Consider the following 17,271-nt stretch of genomic DNA (forward strand, 5'->3'; position numbering starts at 1 on the left):
GTGTGATACGGCAACGTCCGAATCGGCGAACCCTTAAAAGGAGGGACTTCCAAAGACTGGTATGAAACACGTCACGATTCCTGGCGACCGTATCGGCGCGCTCATCGGCGACGGAGGTGAGACCATGCGCGAAATCGAATCGCGCGCCGAGGTACGTCTGGATATCGACTCCGAGACGGGGTCGGTGAAGGTCGAATCCGTCGGCGACCCGATTCTCGGTCTGAAGGGCCCCGACATCGTCAAGGCCATCGGTCGCGGCTTCGCCCCCGAGGACGCGATGCGCCTGCTCGAGGACGACATGCAGATGTTCGAGATGGTCGACCTCGATGCCGCCACCCGCAACAAGAAGGACCTCCGCCGCAAGAAGGGTCGACTCATCGGTGAGGACGGCCGCACCCGCGAACTGATGGAGGAACTCAGCGGTGCCGACGTCGTCATCTACGGATCGACACTGGGCGCCATCGGCAAGCCCGAACAGGTCGACGCCGTCCGCAGCGCCACCGAGATGATCCTCGACGGCGCGCCCCACGGCGCGGTCTATTCGTTCCTCGAACGGCGGCACAACGAGATGAAAGCAAACGACATCAGTTACACCCAGCGGACCGGATAACGCGGTTCTATCGGTCCTCGCGAATCATATCGACCGCCTTTTCTGCGATCATCATCGTCGGCGCGTTCGTGTTCCCGCCCGTGAGCGTCGGCATTACCGACGCGTCGACGACCCGCAGGCCGTCGACGCCGTGGACGCGCAGTCGGTCGTCGACGACGGCCATCTCGTCGTCGCCCATCTTGCACGTCCCGACGGGGTGATAGACCGTGTGTGCGGTCTCGCGGACGTGCGCGGCGATTTCCTCGTCCGACTGGACGTCCTCGCCGGGCCAGACTTCCTCGCCGCGGACGTCGTCGAAGGCCTCGGCCTGCATGATTTCTCGGCCCCGCTTGACGCCCTCGACCAGCACGTCGAGGTCCTTCTCGGCGTCGAGGTAGTTCGGGTCGATAACCGGGTCCTCGAAGGGGTCGGCCGACTGCAAGGAGATGCGGCCCCGACTCTCGGGGCGTAGTTGCGTGGCGCCCACGGAGAGGCCGTGGCCGTCCTCGGGGTTGTCGAAGCCGTGGTTCATGAAGTAACCCGGCGCGAAGTGGAACTGCAGGTCGGGCGCGTCGAGGTCCGGGTCAGTCCGAGCGAACCCGCCTGCTTCGGCGATGTTGGAGGTAAGGAGTCCTCGCTTGAGCAGGAAGTATTTCGCGAAGTCACGGATTCGGCCGGCGTCGTCGAGCGTCCCGGACCGGGTCGATTCGTAGGCCACGAACGAGAAGAGATGGTCCTGAAGGTTCCGGCCGACGCCGGGCAACTCGGCGGTCGGGTCGATATCGTGGTCCGCGAGGTGGTCGGGGGCGCCGATGCCCGACAACAGCAGCAACTGCGGGGAGTTGACCGCGCCAGCGGAGACGATGACCTCCTCGGTGGCCTCCGCATAGAGGTCCGTCCCGTTCTGCTGGAACGCGACGCCGGTAGCCCGGTCGCCGTCGAAGCGGACTTCGGTCGCCTGCGCGCCCGTTTCGACGGTGAGGTTTCGCCGGTCAAGCGCGGGCTTGAGATACGCGTCGGCGGCGCTGTGGCGTTTGCCGTCCTTCTGGGTGAGGTGGTACTTCCCGATGCCGGCCTGCGTTTCGCCGTTGAAATCCGTGTTGCGGTCGTAGCCGACGTCGACGGCGGCCTCGACGAATTTCTCGGAGATCGAATGCAGCGATTTGGGGTTCGAAACCGCCAGCGGGCCGTCGGTGCCGTGGTATGCCTCGTCGGCGCCGCTCGCGTTCCGCCCGAGAAGGGAGCGTTTCCCGGCGGGGCGGAACCGCTCGCTTCGCTTGAAGTAGGGAAGGACGTCCTCGTAACCCCAGCCGTCGTTGCCGAGTTCGGCCCACGTATCGTAGTCGTGGGCGTGTCCGCGGATGTATATCATCGCGTTAATCGAACTGGAGCCACCGAGCATCTTCCCGCGGGGCCAGTAGAGTTCGCGGTCGTTCAGTCCCGATTGCGGTTCGGTGTAGTACTCCCAGTCGTACTCCGTCTTGAACAGATCCGAGAAGGCGGCCGGAATCCCGATTTCGCGTTTCTCGTCCGGTTTGCCCGCTTCGAGCAACAGGACCGAGGTATCCGGCTGTTCGCTGAGCCGCCCCGCCAGCACACACCCCGCCGACCCGGCACCGACGACCACGTAATCGTAGGCCGCTGTCTTGGTTGCCATAGTATGTCACACACGTAGTGTTTATATAAGCAGTAGGGAGGCGGAAGGCACCGACGGCCCCGCGATTATCGAACCGCGAAAACATCATATATAAACCTTGTTCGTCATCTCTTCACACGCGTGTTCCGCCCCCGTACCGTGGTTTTTCGCTCCCGTTTCAGCAAACTTTATATAGAACCACAGACAATCTTTCGAGTGACTATGGCTCAGCAGATGGGTAACCAGCCCCTCATCATTCTCGGGGAGGACAGCCAACGTACCTCCGGACAGGACGCACAGTCGATGAACATCACCGCCGGCAAGGCGGTCGCCGAGTCCGTACGGACCACGCTCGGCCCGAAAGGGATGGACAAGATGCTCGTCGACTCGACGGGCAACGTCGTCGTCACGAACGACGGCGTCACCATCCTCAAAGAGATGGACATCGAGCACCCGGCGGCCAACATGATCGTCGAAGTCGCCGAGACCCAGGAAGAAGAGGTCGGCGACGGTACGACCACCTCCGTGGTCGTCGCCGGTGAGCTCCTCTCGCAGGCCGAAGACCTGCTCGAGCAGGACATCCACGCCACCATCCTCGCACAGGGGTACCGCCAGGCCGCCGCCGAGGCCAAGGACATCCTCGAGGACATCGCCATCGACGTCGATGCCGACGACACCGACATCCTCGAATCCATCGCCGCGACGGCGATGACCGGCAAAGGCGCCGAGGCCTCCAAGGACCTGCTGGCCGAACTCGTCGTCGACGCCGTCAGCGCGGTCGCTGACGAGGACGAAGTCGACACGGACAACATCAAAGTCGAGAAGGTCGTCGGCGGCGCCGTCGACGAATCCGAACTCGTCGAGGGCGTCATCGTGGGCAAGGAGCGCGTCCACGACAACATGCCCTACTTCGCCGAGGACGCCGACATCGCGCTGCTCGACAGCGCCATCGAGGTCAAGGAGACCGAAATCGACGCCGAGGTCAACGTCACCGACCCCGACCAGCTCGAGCAGTTCCTCGAACAGGAAGAACAGCAGCTCCGCGAGATGGTCGACCAGCTTAAGGAAGTCGGCGCCGACGTCGTCTTCTGCCAGAAGGGCATCGACGACATGGCCCAGCACTACCTCGCACAGGAGGGCATCATCGCCGTCCGCCGTGCGAAGAAGTCCGACATGAAGGCCCTCTCGCGTGCGACCGGCGCGCGCATCGTCTCCAACCTCGACGACATCACCGCCGACGACCTCGGCTTCGCCGGCTCCGTCGCCCAGAAAGACATCGCTGGCGACGAGAAGATCTTCGTCGAGGACGTCGACGAGGCCCGCTCGGTCACGCTCATCCTCCGCGGTGGCACCGAGCACGTCGTCGACGAGGTCGAACGCGCCATCGAGGACTCGCTGGGCGTCGTTCGCACCACCCTCGAGGAGGGCAAGGTCCTCCCCGGCGGTGGCGCCCCCGAGACGGCCCTCGCGCTGGGGCTGCGTGACTACGCCGACTCCGTCGGCGGCCGCGAGCAGCTGGCCGTCGAGGCCTTCGCCGACGCAGTCGACGTCATCCCGCGCACCCTCGCCGAGAACGCCGGTCTCGACCCCATCGACTCGCTCGTGGACCTCCGCAGCCAGCACGCCGACGGCGAATCCGGCGCTGGTCTCGACGCCTACACCGGCGACGTCATCGACATGGAGAACGAGGGCGTCGTCGAGCCCCTCCGTGTCAAGACCCAGGCTATCGAGTCCGCGACCGAAGCAGCCGTCATGATCCTCCGCATCGACGACGTCATCGCTGCCGGCGACCTCAAGGGCGGCGGCACCGACGACGACGATGACGAGGAGATGCCCGGCGGCCCCGGCGGCGGCATGGGCGGTATGGGCGGCGGCATGGGCGGTATGGGCGGCGGCATGGGCGGCATGATGTAGAACGTTTTTGCACCTCACTCGCGGCCCTTCGGGCCGCTCGTTCGGGCAAAAACGTTCATCAAAAAGACACGGCGGGCCTCCCTACGGTCGGCCCTTGGTCCCGCGCTCACTCCGTTCGCGCGGGGAACCGCTCGCGCCCCTCGGGCGCTCGCGGATGCCTCCTCCGCTGTCAGCCCACCCGCACCGCCTTCCGAACGCTTCTCTTATTTATTCACCGCGTAGCGATAGCCTCGCTCGGAGCCGATTCTTTATATACGAAACCGACGGACGTACACCCGAGTGACGGGACGTTCGAGCGGTCGACGGCGAGGCAGTCTGCGTGACGACCACCACCTCTCCGAGCGAGCGCGAACGTATGGGGAAGCCGTGGTCCGGAGCGACGGCTGGCCGCTGTCGGCGCTCGACTGCTCCGATATCGCGTGGGCGACCACCACACGTACCCGACGGCGAAACGGTCGCTGCGCCTACGAACCCGACGGCGGGTGTGTCATCACCATCGGCGAACACGTCTACGAGCGGGGCGGCTTCGCGGCCTGCGAGGAAATCATCCGCCACGAACTCGTCCACGCGTGGCAACACCAGCACCGCGGTGAACGGGTAGTGATTTCCGACGACGTCGCAAGCATCATCGACGGAGACACGACAGCCGAAACCGTCCGTATCGAACCGGGCCACGGCCCCTCGTTTCAGACGTGGGTCGAGCCGCTGGACCTCTCTGGGCGGTGTTCGACGCCCTACGAGCGAGAGCGTGCCGACTACAACTACGTCGTCGAATGTCCCGACTGCGGCGAGTGGTGGGGGAAGTTCCGCCTCTGCAAAACCGTTCGACAGGCCGCTCACGGCCGGGTCGGCACGACGGGCTATCGCTACTGTACGGACTGCGAGACGCTTCTGTATCTCCGTTCGGGCGACCGGTATCTCGACCACGGACCGCACGACGACGAGGCGATTCGTGCTTTCACTGAGGAGGAGATAGAGACCGTTCCGACGACACCCGTTAGGCTGCTAGAGCCAGCCAGTCGGTAAACCGAGTGCATACGACGCGCCGAGAAAACATCTGGAGCATCCGCGAGCGCCGGTGGCGCTCGCTCGCGTGCAAAAAGTTTCTACCACGGCTCGTCTTTCAGCCCGAACGCGTAGGCGAGCATGTTCGTGCCGACGTGTAGGACGGGCGTGAGCACGAGGATGGCGACGATAACTGGGAGGGTGAAGGTAGCGCGGAACCAGCCGGTCGCGACGATGAACGTCAAGAGGAGCGAGACGACGACGAAATCGAGTTGGTCGACGCCCGGGAAGACGGCGCCTCGTTCGCGGCCGGTGCGGCGCTTGAGGAACGAGGCGAGGATGTCGCCGAGCATCGCACCGAAGGCCAGTGCGACGGCCGCATGGAGGGGGAATTCGGGGACGCCGACGCCACTGAGGCTGGCGAATCCATCATGGAGTTGATTGAGCAGGAGGGCGACGACGACGCCGGCCGCGGTACCGAAGGCGGTGCCGCGCCAGGTCTTGCCGTCCCCGAGGATGCGTTTGCCGTCATCGAGCGTTCGACCGCCGTCGATGGGGCGGCCCCCACCCGCGAGGACGGCCACGTTGTTCGGGATGTAGGCGGGCAACATGGCCCAGAAGGCGATGACGACCGTCTCGACTACCATATCCCGTCTGCACCCGGCGGGAGTATAAGAACGGCGGAACGCGGTCCGAGGGGTACGCTCTTGGGGCCGCCGGCAGTAGTTGGACGCATGATACCGCCAATCGCCCGGCGGTTCGTTGCCGGCGAATCGGCCGCGAGCGCGATGGACCACGCGCGGGGGCTCAACGACGACGGCATCGGCGCGATACTCAACCTCCTCGGGGAGCATTACGACGAACGGCGGCCCGCCGACGAGGATACCCGAACCTACTGCGACCTCCTCGATGAGATTGGCGAGACGAGCCTCGATGCCTGCATCTCGGTCAAGCCTTCCCAGTTGGGTCTCGACGTCGGTGAGGGCGTCTTCCGGGAGAACCTCGAACGAATCGTCGAAGCCGCGGCGGCCAACGAGGCGTTCGTCTGGATGGATATGGAGGACCACACGACCACCGAGGCGACGCTGGACGCCTTCGAGGCACAGGTCGAAACGTACCCCAAGATGGGCCTGTGTCTGCAGGCGAACCTCAAGCGGACCCCGAGCGACATCGAGCGACTGGCTGACCGTCCCGGGCGGATGCGGCTGGTCAAGGGTGCCTACGACGAGCCGCCCGAAGTTTCGTACACCGACAAGGCCCGGGTCAACGAGGCCTACCGTGAGAACCTCGAATTCGCATTTCAGGAGTTCGACGCCGGCGTCGCCGTCGGCAGCCACGACCCCGAAATGATCGACTACGCGAAGGACCTTCACGAGGAGTACGGCACCCCCTACGAGGTGCAGATGCTGATGGGCGTCCGCGAGGAAGCCCAGCGGGACCTCGCCGCCGACGGCGTCACCGTCTACCAGTACGCGCCCTACGGCGATAGATGGCTCTCGTATTTCTACCGGCGCGTCATGGAGCGCAAGGAAAACGCGCTGTTCGCCCTCAGAGCCGTCCTGGGGCGTTAATCCTGGTCTCGGTCGTCACGGTCGTCCTCGGAGGCCGACATCTCCTCGGTCACGTCGATGTGGATGCCGTGGTCGCGGCTCTCACCGAACCCGGCGCTGAGGATTCGTGTGAGTGCGTCCTCGACGTTCTCGTCGACCTCGGTGTAGCGGTCGGGTTCGACTTCGACCACGTAGCCGGTGGTGATGTTGGGTGCGGTCGGCAAAAAGAGTACATCTCGTCCGTCTTCGGTCTGTTTTCCGGTTTTGAACGCGGTCATACGCATGCCGTCCCACGTTTCCAGTTTCACGGGCGTCTGCAGGTCCTCGGGACCCGAAACCGCGGTTTCGACTGCCATCTTCGAGGCGTTGTAGACGATTCGAAGCCCGGGCAGTCGATTCATCATGCCGTCGAGGGCGCCTTCGAGGAAGTCCCCAACTGCGGTCCGCATCAGATAGCCGACAGAGAGGACGAGCAGGCCGAAAAGCACCAGCGTAATCGCGACCCGGGCCTCCACGGGCTGGCCCTCAAGGGTGGATTCCAGAAACGGGAGATTGGCGATAGCCTGATAGATGAACGCGACCACGTACGCCGTCACCAGAATCGGGACGAGAACGATGAGCCCGCTCGCAATATCACGTTTCCAGGAGGACGACAGCATTCGTTCATAGATTTACCTGCCGCGTATTCAGCGCTTCGACCGAGCGACGTCCAAAAGACGGGGATCGGACATGCTACGATGATGCCGCCTACTGAGGCGGAGGTGGGCAAGCCCACGGAAGAAATCAGGGTGCGCTGCCACGTTCTGCGAGCATCGACGCTGCTCGTTCCGCCCACCCGCCCCGGTGGAAGCTCACGACGACGACCACAGCCATCCAGACGTAGGCCAGACCGATGCCGAAATACGCGCCGATGACGCCGTAGTCGAGTACGACGCCGACGAGATAGGTAAAGCCGAGCATAAATATCGCAAGCCCCGACGTTCGGGCGACGAACGGGATTCGCGTTTCGCTCGCCCCGGCGAAGGCACCCTGTAGGATGGCGAAGGTAACGAGGAAGACAGCGGTGAGTCCGTAGACCCGCGCGAACCCGGTCGCGTAGGTAATCGTCGCCACGTCGTCGGTGAACACCGATACGAAGGGTTCGGCAACGAGCGCCAGTATCGCACCGAAACCACCGACGAGCAGGGCCCCGAGTCCGGCCGTCGCCCATCCCTGAAACCGTGCGAGTTCGGCGTCGCCGTCGCCGAGCGCCTGCCCGACGAGGACGCTCGCACCGACGTGGAATCCGCGGGATATCGGTCCCGTCAACTGCTGATAGAGTCGGCGGCCGATGTGGAACGCCGCGTTGATTTCGGTCCCGAAGCCGAGCAGGATGGCGTTCAACGGGAACTCAACGAGCGTCGAGATGAGCCCCTCACCGACGGACGGCGCGCTCACCTGTAGCAGTTGTTTGGTGATGACGAGGTCCTGCGGTCGCGCCAGGTTGGCATCGGCCCACCCCGTCGCGAGCGCCACGAGCAGCATGACGGCGGTGAAGACGTTGGCGGCGGCCGTCGCCAGACCGACGCCGACGACCGAAAGCCGTGGCGCGCCGAGCAGACCGAGGCCGAGCGTCACCGAACCCGCGATGTTGAGGACGTTGGCGACTATATTGACGTACATCGGCGTTCGCGTATCCCCGGTTCCCTGCAGCGACCGGGCCGCGATGAGGCCGACGTGGCGGGCCGGCGCGGTCGCCAGCACGATGGCGAGATACGTTCCGCCGAGCGAGGCGACATCGTCCGGGGCACCGAGCAGCGCGATGGCTTGCTCGCCGAAGAGGATACCGCCAACTGCGAACGGAACGCCGATGACCGCTCCGACGACCAGTGCCTGTGAAATCGCCTCGTCACGATTGGCGATGGCACCGCTGCCGGTGTCCTGTGAGGACAGCGCGATGGCGCCGCTACCCATCCCGAGGCCGACCCATAGCGGAAACCGCGCATAGAGATCGGCCAGCCCGATGGCGGCGACAGCGATGGGCGAAAACAGCGCCGTCACGAGGATGTCGACGGTCCGCATCAGCGTCCGGGTGGTCTGTTCGACCATCACCGGCCACGACAGCGAGAGGACCTGACGCCACACCGACAGCAGTCGCTCGCGCACGGCGGGGGCTTCGCTCGCCGCCGATTTTACACTTCTGTATCTGCTGGCCGAACGAGGGTTACATCAGCCGTACGGACCGACGTATCGAGCGATAGCGAGCAGGCGGAACGACCGCTCCGACAGTCCGTGTTCCACGCTCCGGCCCCGGCGGACTGTCGGCTGATTCTCAGCGCATAGCGCCGATGGTCGCGTTTCCGTACTTAAATCCACGCCGTCGACTGCTCACAGCGATAGCCGTGACCGCAGCGACCGCGTTTTCATCCCGCATTCCTCGCGGTACTCGCAGGCACCACATCGGGCATCGTCGTGGAGCCGAGGCGGCGGCCCATCCAGCGATTCCGCGGTTCGGAGCGCACGCCGGTACAGCGCCTTCTTCCGCGTGGTCAGCCGAACCTCGCGAACGATGCCGTGGGTGGGATACTCGATAAAACCCCGTTCTATCGGCTCTTCGCGCTCCCACGACAGCGCCTTCGCGGCCGCCGTCAGGTGGACCGACTGTGGCCCCCAGACCCCCTGTTCGGGCGGCTCCCCTGTCGATACTAGAACCGGGACCGCCGGCTCGTCGAGCAGTTTGTGCGCGATGCCGCGACAGTCCTTGCCCTCCAGCAGGACATCGCGATTCGGCGGGTCAGCGAGGTGCTCCCAGCAGTCGAGTCGAGCCTTCACGCTGCCGAGGTTGGCGCGGTACTGCGTCGGCGTGACGTCGATTGGTTCGTCTGCGAGGTCCGTTTCAGGAGCTAGCAGTTCCTCGTACCGAAAGGCGAGTTCGCGTATCCGCTCGATGCCCTCGGGTGGCGCGCCGTCGTCGTGTTTGCGCCGGTAGTAGAGCTTTCGCGGACAGTAGGCCGCAGTCGCGAGGTCGGTAAAGGTCTGCACGCGGCGTCTGGGCGCTCTTTTGTATATAAATAGGCGGCGTGAGGCGACGAGCGGGCTACTCCTTCCAGATGATGCCGTCGGTTTCGCCGGTCATGACCTCGGTTCCGGTCTCGTTCGTACAGGAGAGGGAAACCGATAGTTCGTAGCGGTCCGGTCGTTCGGTGACGTCCTCGTTGGTCCAAATGCAGGTAATCGTCTCGCCGGTGTAGACGGGCTTGTGGAACTCGTATTCCATCCGAGTCGCCAGCACTTCGAGGTCGCCCCCGATTTTCGTCGGGAGGGTCGCGGTCAGAAGCCCCTGGACGACGAGACGGCCCTCCTCGTCGGGGTCGGTGTGGATGGCCTGTGTATCGCCCGACAGTTCGCCGAATCGCTCGACGTCCTCGGCGGTAAAGGTCCGTTCGTAGGTGTGGGTATCCCCGACAGCAGGTGTGTCATCGCTCATGAAAGAGCGCTACGGTGGCAGGAAAAAAGACGTTCGCGTTGGGTTGTGTCGTCAGTTGGTTCGTTAGTCGTCAGCAGGGGCGGCGCCGGTGCCGCTCTCGGCGGAGGCAGCGATGGTCGCACCGTTGGATTCCAGCGCCTCGACGATGAGTTCGGCCACGTCGACGATTTCGATGTCGTCCTCGAAGCCGCCGGTCTTGCGACCGTCCTCGTACATCGTCATGCACATCGGGCAGGCAACGACGAACTTCTCGACGGCCTGGCCCGCTTCGGTGTCTTCGAGTGCCTCGCGGAGACGCTCCTCGCTGGGCTTGGTTTCCTCTTCGAGGTCCATCCAGAGGCCGCCGCCACCGCCGCCACAGCAGAAACTGTTGTCGCGGTTGCGGGGCATCTCGTGGAGGTCACACCCGGTCGCACGCACGAGTTCGCGCGGCGCCTCGTACTCGTCGTTGTACCGGCCGAGGTGACAGGGGTCGTGGTAGGTGACCGTGTAGTCGAGTTCGGTCCCGGAGAGGCCGAGGACGTTGGCCTCGACCAGTTCCTCGACGGTCTGGGTCCAGTGCTGGACCTCGACGTCGCCGTCGCGGTTCCAGTAGCCCTCGATGGCGAACTCCATCATCGGGTCGTCGGCGAACTCGTCGAAGTCGACCTCGGGGTACTCGTTCTTGAACGTATTGTAGGAGTGGGGGTCCGTACAGACGATTTTGTCGTAGTCGCACTCCTCGAAGGTGTCGACGAGCGTGCCGGCCTGCTCGACGAAGAGGAACTCCTCGCCGATACGCCGGATGTCGTTGCCGTCGTAGACCTCGTCCTCGTAGAGGATGCCGACCTCGACGTCGGCGTGTTCGAAAATCTTCGCCAGCGAACGGGCGACCTTCTTGTTCCGTTCGTCGTAACTCGGGTAGTCGCCGACGTACCAGAGGTATTCGACCGATTCCTCGCGGGCGTCCGTGACCTCGAACTCCAGTTCCTCGGTCCAGTTGCCGCGGTCCGAGGGGGAGTCACCGAAGGTGTTGCCCTTCTGCATGACGTTCTGGAAGGTGTCCTGGATTTCGGGGCGGATGTCACCCTGGTCGGCCATCTGGCGATTGAGTCGGGTGAAGCTCTTGAGGTGCTCGATTTCGACGGGACAGGCGTCCATACAGGCCATACAGGCCATGCAGGATTCCATCGTCTCGGTGTCGATGACGCCGCTGCCGTCGGCGACGATTTCCTTGGTGTCGCCGCCGGCATCGATCTCTTCGCGGTACTCCTTGAGGTCGAGAATCACGTCACGCGGGTCCAGCGGCCGGCCGGAGGCGTTGGCGGGACACACGGAGGAACAGCGACCACACTTCGTACAGGCGTCCTGGTCGAGCAGTTCCTTCCAGGTGAAGTCGTCGATGGATTCGGCGTTCGTGGCGTCGAGGTCCGAGGGGACGCCGGGCAGGCGGGCGCCGGCCTTCTCGTCGCGGGTGACGACGTTGGCGAACGACGAGAACATGTGGAACGGCTTGGCGTAGGGGATGGCCGCGATGAAGACGAAGGCCAACAGCGCGTGGGACCACCAGGCCAGCGGGTAGACGGCCGCGGCACCGGAGGCATCAAGGCCGATAGCAGCGAGGGCGCCAGCGACGGCCATGCCGACGAAGCTCACCGATTCGGGGCCCTGCCCGATGATGCGGATGCCTTCGAGCAGGAAGCCGCCGATGCCGAGGAAGAACAGCGACCACACGAGGAAGGCGTCCTCCCAGTTGGTGTGTTTGCCCCACAGGCGGTCGTTGCGGGCGACGTAGCGGCGCCAGATGGCGACGCCGAGACCGACCACGAACAGGAGGCCGAGAGCGTCGGTCACCAGCTGATAGGAGAGATAGAAGTCACCGACCCAGAAGGACTCGCCAGTAGCGACGCGGTAGACGTCGACATCGATGGTGAGGATGGCGGTCGCGATAAACAGGGTCAGAAAGCCCCACAGGATGAAGGCGTGCATCAGCCCGCCCACCAGATCGCGGTTGAACTGTTTCTCGTTCGATGCGACGATTTTCGCCGCGCTGATGACCCGGTTCGGCAGGTCATCGAGGCGGTCGAACCAGTCGTCTTCACCCTCGGCATAGCGCGCGAAGCGCCCATAGATGCCGATGGCGGCGACCAGAACGGTCAGCGCGGCGAGGAAGTAGAACACGACCTTCTGAACGGGGCCGATCTGCCAGTAGACCTCGCGGGCAACGCTTTCTCCCGCCTGAATCGGAAGCGCCGGTAGCATACGGAGAAATCCGTGGTGCTATCCGCTTAAGCTTTGTTACACAGTCCCGCGAGAGCGCCGCCGTCCGGCAAATATTGGGGTTTGAGAGGCCGGGACTGTGAATAGCCGGCTAGTTTATATTGCCGGGGATAGGCGGTGGTCCGCGACGGTCCACCAGTGGGGCGAATCCGACGGTTCAGATGAACTCACGAACCTCGGAGTACCACATATCGTGGTGGTCCAAGGCGTCGATGTTGCGAGCGATTTTCGCCGCGATAACGTGCCAACAGAGGTCCGTCGGGTCCTCGGGGTCGAGGTTGTAGCGGGAGTCCTCGCACTCGCAGGTGTCGTCCTCGACGACGTGTTCCTCGGAGTGGCCGACGACGACGGTGAAATCCCGGTATTCCTTGACTCGCTTTTCGCCGACGGCTTCGATGGCCTTCACGCCGCGGTCGCCGTGGGTGGCGATGATGCGGTCGACGGCGTCGCTACTCAACTCGCCGTCGGCTTCCAGTATCGCCTCCCACTCATCGACCGCTGTCACTATCGGAGACGTGTGTGCCCGGGAGGAAAACAGGTTCGGTCGGCCGAGGAACCCGTTGCTTTTCTTGCCGGACCGACCAACCACAGACATGGAAGTCCGCGAGGGGGACGTCAGAATCGAGGTGCCCGAGGAACGCCACGGCGCCAGCGAAGGCTCCGGGTCAGGCGTTTTTTATAACCCCGTTCAGGAATTGAATCGCGACATCACGGCGGGCGTCCTCCGTGCGGTCGCCGACGATTGTGAGACGTATCTCGATGCCATGACTGCAAGCGGCGTGCGAGCAGTTCGGGCCGCCGAGGCCGGCTACGAGGCGACTGGGTGTGACGTCGACCCCGACGCGGTCGAATTGGCACGCCGGAACTTCGAGTTGAACGACCTCGACGGCGACGTCGTCCATCGGAACGTCAACGCGCACATGCACGAGACGGATTACGACGTCATCGACCTGGACCCCTTCGGGACGCCGATTCCCTTCGCTGACGCGGCGTTTCAGAGCGGCCGCGAGTACGTCTGTGTCACCGCAACCGATACCGCCCCGCTCTGTGGCGCCCACTTCGAAAGCGGCGTCCGGAGTTACGGTGCCGTCCCCCGGAACACCGAGTTCCACAGCGAGATGGGCCTGCGCGTGCTGCTGTCGGCGCTCGTCCGGACCGCCGCCCGCTACGACGTGGCTGCCCGGCCCGTCTTGAGCCACGCGACAAGCCACTACGTGCGCACGTATCTGGAACTCGAATCAGGCGCGAAAGCCGCCAACCGACTCATCGAGCAGTTGGGCTACCTCGACCACTGCCAGCAGTGTCTCTGGCGCGAGAGCGAGCAGACGCTCATCGCCGACCCGACTCACGAATGTCCGAACTGTGGGCAGTCGACGTGGACGGCCGGCCAGATATGGCTCGGCCCCGCCCACGACGCCGAGTTCGTCGAACGGGTGTCCGAAGCGATTCCGCCAACCTTCGGCACTGCCGAGAAATCGAAGGATCTGCTGGCGACGATTGCCGACGAACTCCACGAACCGACCCACTACGACCAGCACAAACTCTACAAGCGGTGGGGCGAACCCAACCCCGCGATGGACGACTTTCTGGAGGACCTGCGAGCGGCCGGCCACGAAACCTCCCGGACGCACTTCGGCGGAACGACGTTCAAGACGGACGCCGACGTGACCGAGATTCGCGACGCGGTCGAGTAACGGCGACATACCCTCCGATAGCGCTCATCTAACTATGGACCGCCCACGAGAACACCCGCCGTGTCGTTCCGTAAAAGGCTCCGAAACACCGCCTACGCGGAAACGCTTTTCGAGACGGTGGCGGTCGCTCGGCGCGCACAAATTTCCCTCCTGGCTGCCAGCCTCGCGTACTTCGGCTTCCTGTCGCTGTTTCCCTTCGCGTTGCTCGTCGTCATCGTCCTGACGACTCTCGGGGGCGAATACGTCGGCGACGTTGCCGCCGACGTGCTGGCCGACGTCCTCGGCGAGCAAATCAGTCGCCAGTTCGACGACGAGGGATTCATCATGAGCGCCGGCCTGCCCAGCACCCTCGGCAGTCTGGCGGTGCTCCTCTGGGGTGCGATGCGTCTCTACTGGAGTTCCGACCAGGCGTTCGCTGCCATCTACGGCGAACACGGCGATACCACCCTGATATCGACGCTCCGGAACGCGACCCTGGTCTTCCTGACGAACCTGGTCGCGATAGTGCTGTTGGGCGGTATCGGCATCTGGTTCGGCCTCGCCGGCCGGGTCGCCGCGCTGGCCGCCTCGATTCTCCTCTTTCTCGCGCTCATCGTCGTCTTCCTGCCCATCTTCTACATCTTCCCACACGTCGACGTGACCGTCCGCGAGGTGCTCCCGGGCACCGTCCTCACGGCGGGGGTCTGGTCCGTCGCGAGTTCCGGCTTTCGAGTCTACGCGGGGACCGCGAGCACGGTGGCCTACGGGACCGCGGGTGCCATCGTCCTGTTGCTCTCGTGGCTCTACGTCGTCGGTCTCGCCACGCTCGTCGGAGCAGCGCTGAACGCCGTCCTCGGCGGCCACATCGACCCCGACGACGAATGGGTTCCCACCGATTATATGTAGTGTACGGGTACAACCGATGAACGTGAAAGGGCATCTCGACAGGGCTGTGACGGTGACACGGGGCGTCGTCAACGGCGCCCAGTCCGACCGGATTACCTTCATCGCCGCCAGTCTCGCCTACTATGCGTTCATCTCGCTTCTGCCGCTCGTTTTGCTGGCGCTGGTGGCGGCGTCGATACTCGGCGACACCGAAATCGTCGACACGCTGGTGACCGCGGCCGCCGAGACGCTCGGCGAACAGGCCGGCACGCTCGTACAGGACGCCGTCACGGGGGCTGCCGGCCGCGGCGGCGCGACCGTCCTCGGTGTCGTCGTTCTGCTGTGGTCCGGCCTCAAGCTATTCCGCGGCCTCGATATCGCCTTCTCGGAAGTCTACGGTACCCCGGGGCCGGAATCGCTGCTCGACCAGGTCCGCAACGGCGCCGTCGCCCTCGGCGCCGTCGCGCTGGGCGTGGCCGGCACCATCGCCGTCGGTGCCGCCATCGCCTTCCTCGGCGTGAGCGCCATCGCGCAGGGACTCGACGTCATCGGCCTGCTCGGTACGCTCGCGCTCATCGTCGGCCTCACGGTTGCCTTCGTTCCGCTCTACTACGTCCTGCCCGGCACCGACGTCGACCTCCGGGAGGCGCTGCCGGGCGCCGTCTTCGCCGCCGTTGGCTGGGCCGTCCTCCAGACCGGCTTTCGTATCTACGCCGCCAACGCCGGCAGTTACGAGGCCTACGGCGTGCTCGGGGGCGTCCTCCTGCTCGTTACCTTCCTCTATTTCGGCGCGCTCGTATTGCTGCTTGGGGTCGTCCTCAACGCCGTGCTGGCGGGGCGTGCCGACGAGGAAACCGGCCTCGCCGAACCCGACGAAGAACCCGAACCGAAACCGACCGCGATACTCGACGGAATCATGACACGGGACCGCATCGACGACGACGCATCGGACGAGGAGTTGCGCGATGAACTCGAAACGCTCTACGACGAACTCGACCGCTTCGAGGAGCGCATCGACGACCGAACGGTTCACCGCGAGGAGGTCGAAGCCGACCTGAAACGCTACGTGCGCCAGCAGGTCCGCCGCGGGAAGGCCCGCGGCTGGGGGCCGTATCTCGTCTTGCTGTACGGCACCGCGATGACCCTCGGCGCCTTCGCGTACCTCTCCAGCGGCTGGGCCGTCCTCGCGATGCTCGTCATCTGGCTGTCGACGCTCGGCCTCTATGCCCTGATGCTCATCGTCGGCGGAACCGCAAGCGCCGCTCGCCTGCCATTTAGCCTGAAAGAGCGCTTCGAAGACCGATGAACGACCGCGGCATCGGCGAATCCGAAATCATCGCCGCCCTCCCGGAGTTCGTCCTCGTCCTCGCGGCCCTCGTCACGCAACTCGGCGACGTGTGGTTCCTCTTCGGCATCGTCGGCCTGCTGTACTGGTTCGGTGAGACGCTTCCGGGGCCGGTGGCCTTCGACCGGCGCCGAGCGGCCTTCGCTCTGGCGCTCACCATGGGCTACCGTGCGACCGCGACGACGCTGAAGGAGTGGCTGGCGTATCCCCGCCCGCCGGGCGCGGACGTTCCGCCGGCCACCGACCTCGTGCCGGCCGCCATCGAACCGCTGTATGCCGCCGCTTCGACCGGTTCAGGGTTCGGCTTCCCGAGCGGCCACGCGGTCGGTGCGACGGTCGTCTTCGGTGGTATCGCCCTACTGGTCGGTACCCGGCGCGCCTACGCCACCGCCGCTGCTTTGACGGCCATCGTTGCCCTCTCGCGTGTGGTCCTCGGCGTTCACTACTTCGTCGACGTGGTCGCCGGAACCGCCGTCGGCCTCCTCTTCCTCGCGGCCGCCTACCGCGGTTGTGGCGAGGGTTCCAAGCCCGGCCGCGTGTTCTCCATCGCGCTCGCTATCGCCCTCCTCGGCCCGGTTTTGGGCAGTTTCTCCTTCGATTCGATGGCCGTCCTCGGACTCACGCTGGGGGCGCGTATCATGTGGGGCGCCCTCGGTGATGCGGTCCTCCACGAGGAGACGACCCGCGTGGGCGGCGTCGCTTCTGCCGTCTTCGGCGGTATCCTCGCCGCACCGGGCGGTGTCGCCTACGCTATCGACGCCGAACCGTACGTCGCCTTCCTGACGATGGCGGTCGGCCTCGGTGGCGTCATCGCGGCGCCAGTCGTCGGTGAAGCCGTCGCTCGACGTCTGTGAGAAAGGCCCGCGAAACCGACCACGGAGGCGCGGGCAGATGTTTTAGAAAGCATCCGCGCGAGCGAAGCGAGCGCGGTTCCCGGCGCCGAACGCAG

General features: G+C 64.8%; 16 protein-coding genes. 8 read left to right on the plus strand and 8 right to left on the minus strand.

The features are described from left to right. Positions 1 to 61: 61 nt before the first annotated feature. Positions 62 to 610 (plus strand): KH domain-containing protein, encoded by a 549-nt coding sequence (locus HWV23_RS06635; protein ID WP_178289637.1) that lies wholly within the window; start codon positions 62 to 64, stop codon positions 608 to 610. Between the two features lie 7 nt (positions 611 to 617). Here HWV23_RS06635 and HWV23_RS06640 read toward each other — a convergent pair whose 3' ends face one another. Further along, on the minus strand, positions 618 to 2,246 hold the full coding sequence (locus HWV23_RS06640; RefSeq protein WP_178289638.1) for a GMC family oxidoreductase: 1,629 nt from the start codon (positions 2,244 to 2,246) through the stop codon (positions 618 to 620). A gap of 213 nt (positions 2,247 to 2,459) precedes the next feature. On the opposite strand from HWV23_RS06640, the gene thsA reads away from it, so the two are divergent. Together thsA and HWV23_RS06650 are read left to right on the plus strand one after the other, a co-directional pair. After that, on the plus strand, positions 2,460 to 4,139 hold the full coding sequence (gene thsA, locus HWV23_RS06645) for a thermosome subunit alpha (protein ID WP_178291617.1): 1,680 nt from the start codon (positions 2,460 to 2,462) through the stop codon (positions 4,137 to 4,139). A gap of 279 nt (positions 4,140 to 4,418) precedes the next feature. After that, positions 4,419 to 5,165, plus strand: coding sequence for a SprT-like domain-containing protein (locus HWV23_RS06650; protein WP_178289639.1), 747 nt, complete (start codon positions 4,419 to 4,421; stop codon positions 5,163 to 5,165). An 80-nt stretch (positions 5,166 to 5,245) separates the two neighbouring features. On the opposite strand, the gene HWV23_RS06655 is transcribed toward HWV23_RS06650, so the two are convergent. After that, positions 5,246 to 5,791: a CDP-2,3-bis-(O-geranylgeranyl)-sn-glycerol synthase gene (locus HWV23_RS06655; protein WP_178289640.1), complete on the minus strand. Its 546-nt coding sequence runs from the start codon at positions 5,789 to 5,791 to the stop codon at positions 5,246 to 5,248. Between the two features lie 87 nt (positions 5,792 to 5,878). Between HWV23_RS06655 and HWV23_RS06660 the strand changes: the two genes are divergently transcribed. Beyond that, positions 5,879 to 6,715: a proline dehydrogenase family protein gene (locus HWV23_RS06660; protein WP_178289641.1), complete on the plus strand. Its 837-nt coding sequence runs from the start codon at positions 5,879 to 5,881 to the stop codon at positions 6,713 to 6,715. Here HWV23_RS06660 and HWV23_RS06665 read toward each other — a convergent pair. The 6 genes from HWV23_RS06665 to HWV23_RS06690 form a co-directional block, all read right to left on the minus strand. After that, positions 6,712 to 7,353 carry a DUF502 domain-containing protein gene (locus HWV23_RS06665; protein WP_178289642.1) on the minus strand — a complete coding sequence of 214 codons (642 nt, stop codon included), beginning with the start codon at positions 7,351 to 7,353 and terminating at the stop codon, positions 6,712 to 6,714. The genes HWV23_RS06660 and HWV23_RS06665 overlap by 4 nt on opposite strands. A gap of 124 nt (positions 7,354 to 7,477) precedes the next feature. Next, positions 7,478 to 8,782: an MATE family efflux transporter gene (locus HWV23_RS06670; protein WP_178291618.1), complete on the minus strand. Its 1,305-nt coding sequence runs from the start codon at positions 8,780 to 8,782 to the stop codon at positions 7,478 to 7,480. A 279-nt stretch (positions 8,783 to 9,061) separates the two neighbouring features. Beyond that, the gene (locus tag HWV23_RS06675; RefSeq protein ID WP_178289643.1) at positions 9,062 to 9,715 is read right to left on the minus strand and encodes a CRISPR-associated protein Cas4; all 654 of its coding nucleotides are present in this window, start codon (positions 9,713 to 9,715) and stop codon (positions 9,062 to 9,064) included. Between the two features lie 55 nt (positions 9,716 to 9,770). Further along, the gene (locus HWV23_RS06680; protein WP_178289644.1) at positions 9,771 to 10,160 is read right to left on the minus strand and encodes a MaoC/PaaZ C-terminal domain-containing protein; all 390 of its coding nucleotides are present in this window, start codon (positions 10,158 to 10,160) and stop codon (positions 9,771 to 9,773) included. Positions 10,161 to 10,223: 63 nt separating this feature from the next. Further along, the gene (locus HWV23_RS06685; RefSeq protein ID WP_178289645.1) at positions 10,224 to 12,401 is read right to left on the minus strand and encodes a heterodisulfide reductase-related iron-sulfur binding cluster; all 2,178 of its coding nucleotides are present in this window, start codon (positions 12,399 to 12,401) and stop codon (positions 10,224 to 10,226) included. Positions 12,402 to 12,576: 175 nt separating this feature from the next. Continuing rightward, positions 12,577 to 12,924, minus strand: coding sequence for a hypothetical protein (locus tag HWV23_RS06690; protein ID WP_178289646.1), 348 nt, complete (start codon positions 12,922 to 12,924; stop codon positions 12,577 to 12,579). A gap of 88 nt (positions 12,925 to 13,012) precedes the next feature. Here HWV23_RS06690 and HWV23_RS06695 point away from each other — a divergent pair, with 88 nt between their 5' ends. The 4 genes from HWV23_RS06695 to HWV23_RS06710 are packed head-to-tail and all read left to right on the plus strand — an operon-like array spanning position 13,013 to position 17,176. Continuing rightward, the gene (locus tag HWV23_RS06695; RefSeq protein ID WP_178289647.1) at positions 13,013 to 14,113 is read left to right on the plus strand and encodes a tRNA (guanine(26)-N(2))-dimethyltransferase; all 1,101 of its coding nucleotides are present in this window, start codon (positions 13,013 to 13,015) and stop codon (positions 14,111 to 14,113) included. A 60-nt stretch (positions 14,114 to 14,173) separates the two neighbouring features. Continuing rightward, complete coding sequence (locus HWV23_RS06700) at positions 14,174 to 14,998, plus strand: YihY/virulence factor BrkB family protein (protein ID WP_178289648.1); 825 nt, start codon at positions 14,174 to 14,176, stop codon at positions 14,996 to 14,998. A 16-nt stretch (positions 14,999 to 15,014) separates the two neighbouring features. Further along, positions 15,015 to 16,283, plus strand: a complete 1,269-nt coding sequence (locus HWV23_RS06705; protein ID WP_178289649.1) for a YihY/virulence factor BrkB family protein — start codon at positions 15,015 to 15,017, stop codon at positions 16,281 to 16,283. Continuing rightward, on the plus strand, positions 16,280 to 17,176 hold the full coding sequence (locus HWV23_RS06710) for a phosphatase PAP2 family protein (RefSeq protein ID WP_178289650.1): 897 nt from the start codon (positions 16,280 to 16,282) through the stop codon (positions 17,174 to 17,176). Before HWV23_RS06705 ends, HWV23_RS06710 begins: the two co-directional genes overlap by 4 nt. Positions 17,177 to 17,271 lie beyond the last annotated feature (95 nt).

This window comes from Natronomonas halophila (assembly GCF_013391085.1).
GTDB lineage: Archaea > Halobacteriota > Halobacteria > Halobacteriales > Haloarculaceae > Natronomonas > Natronomonas halophila.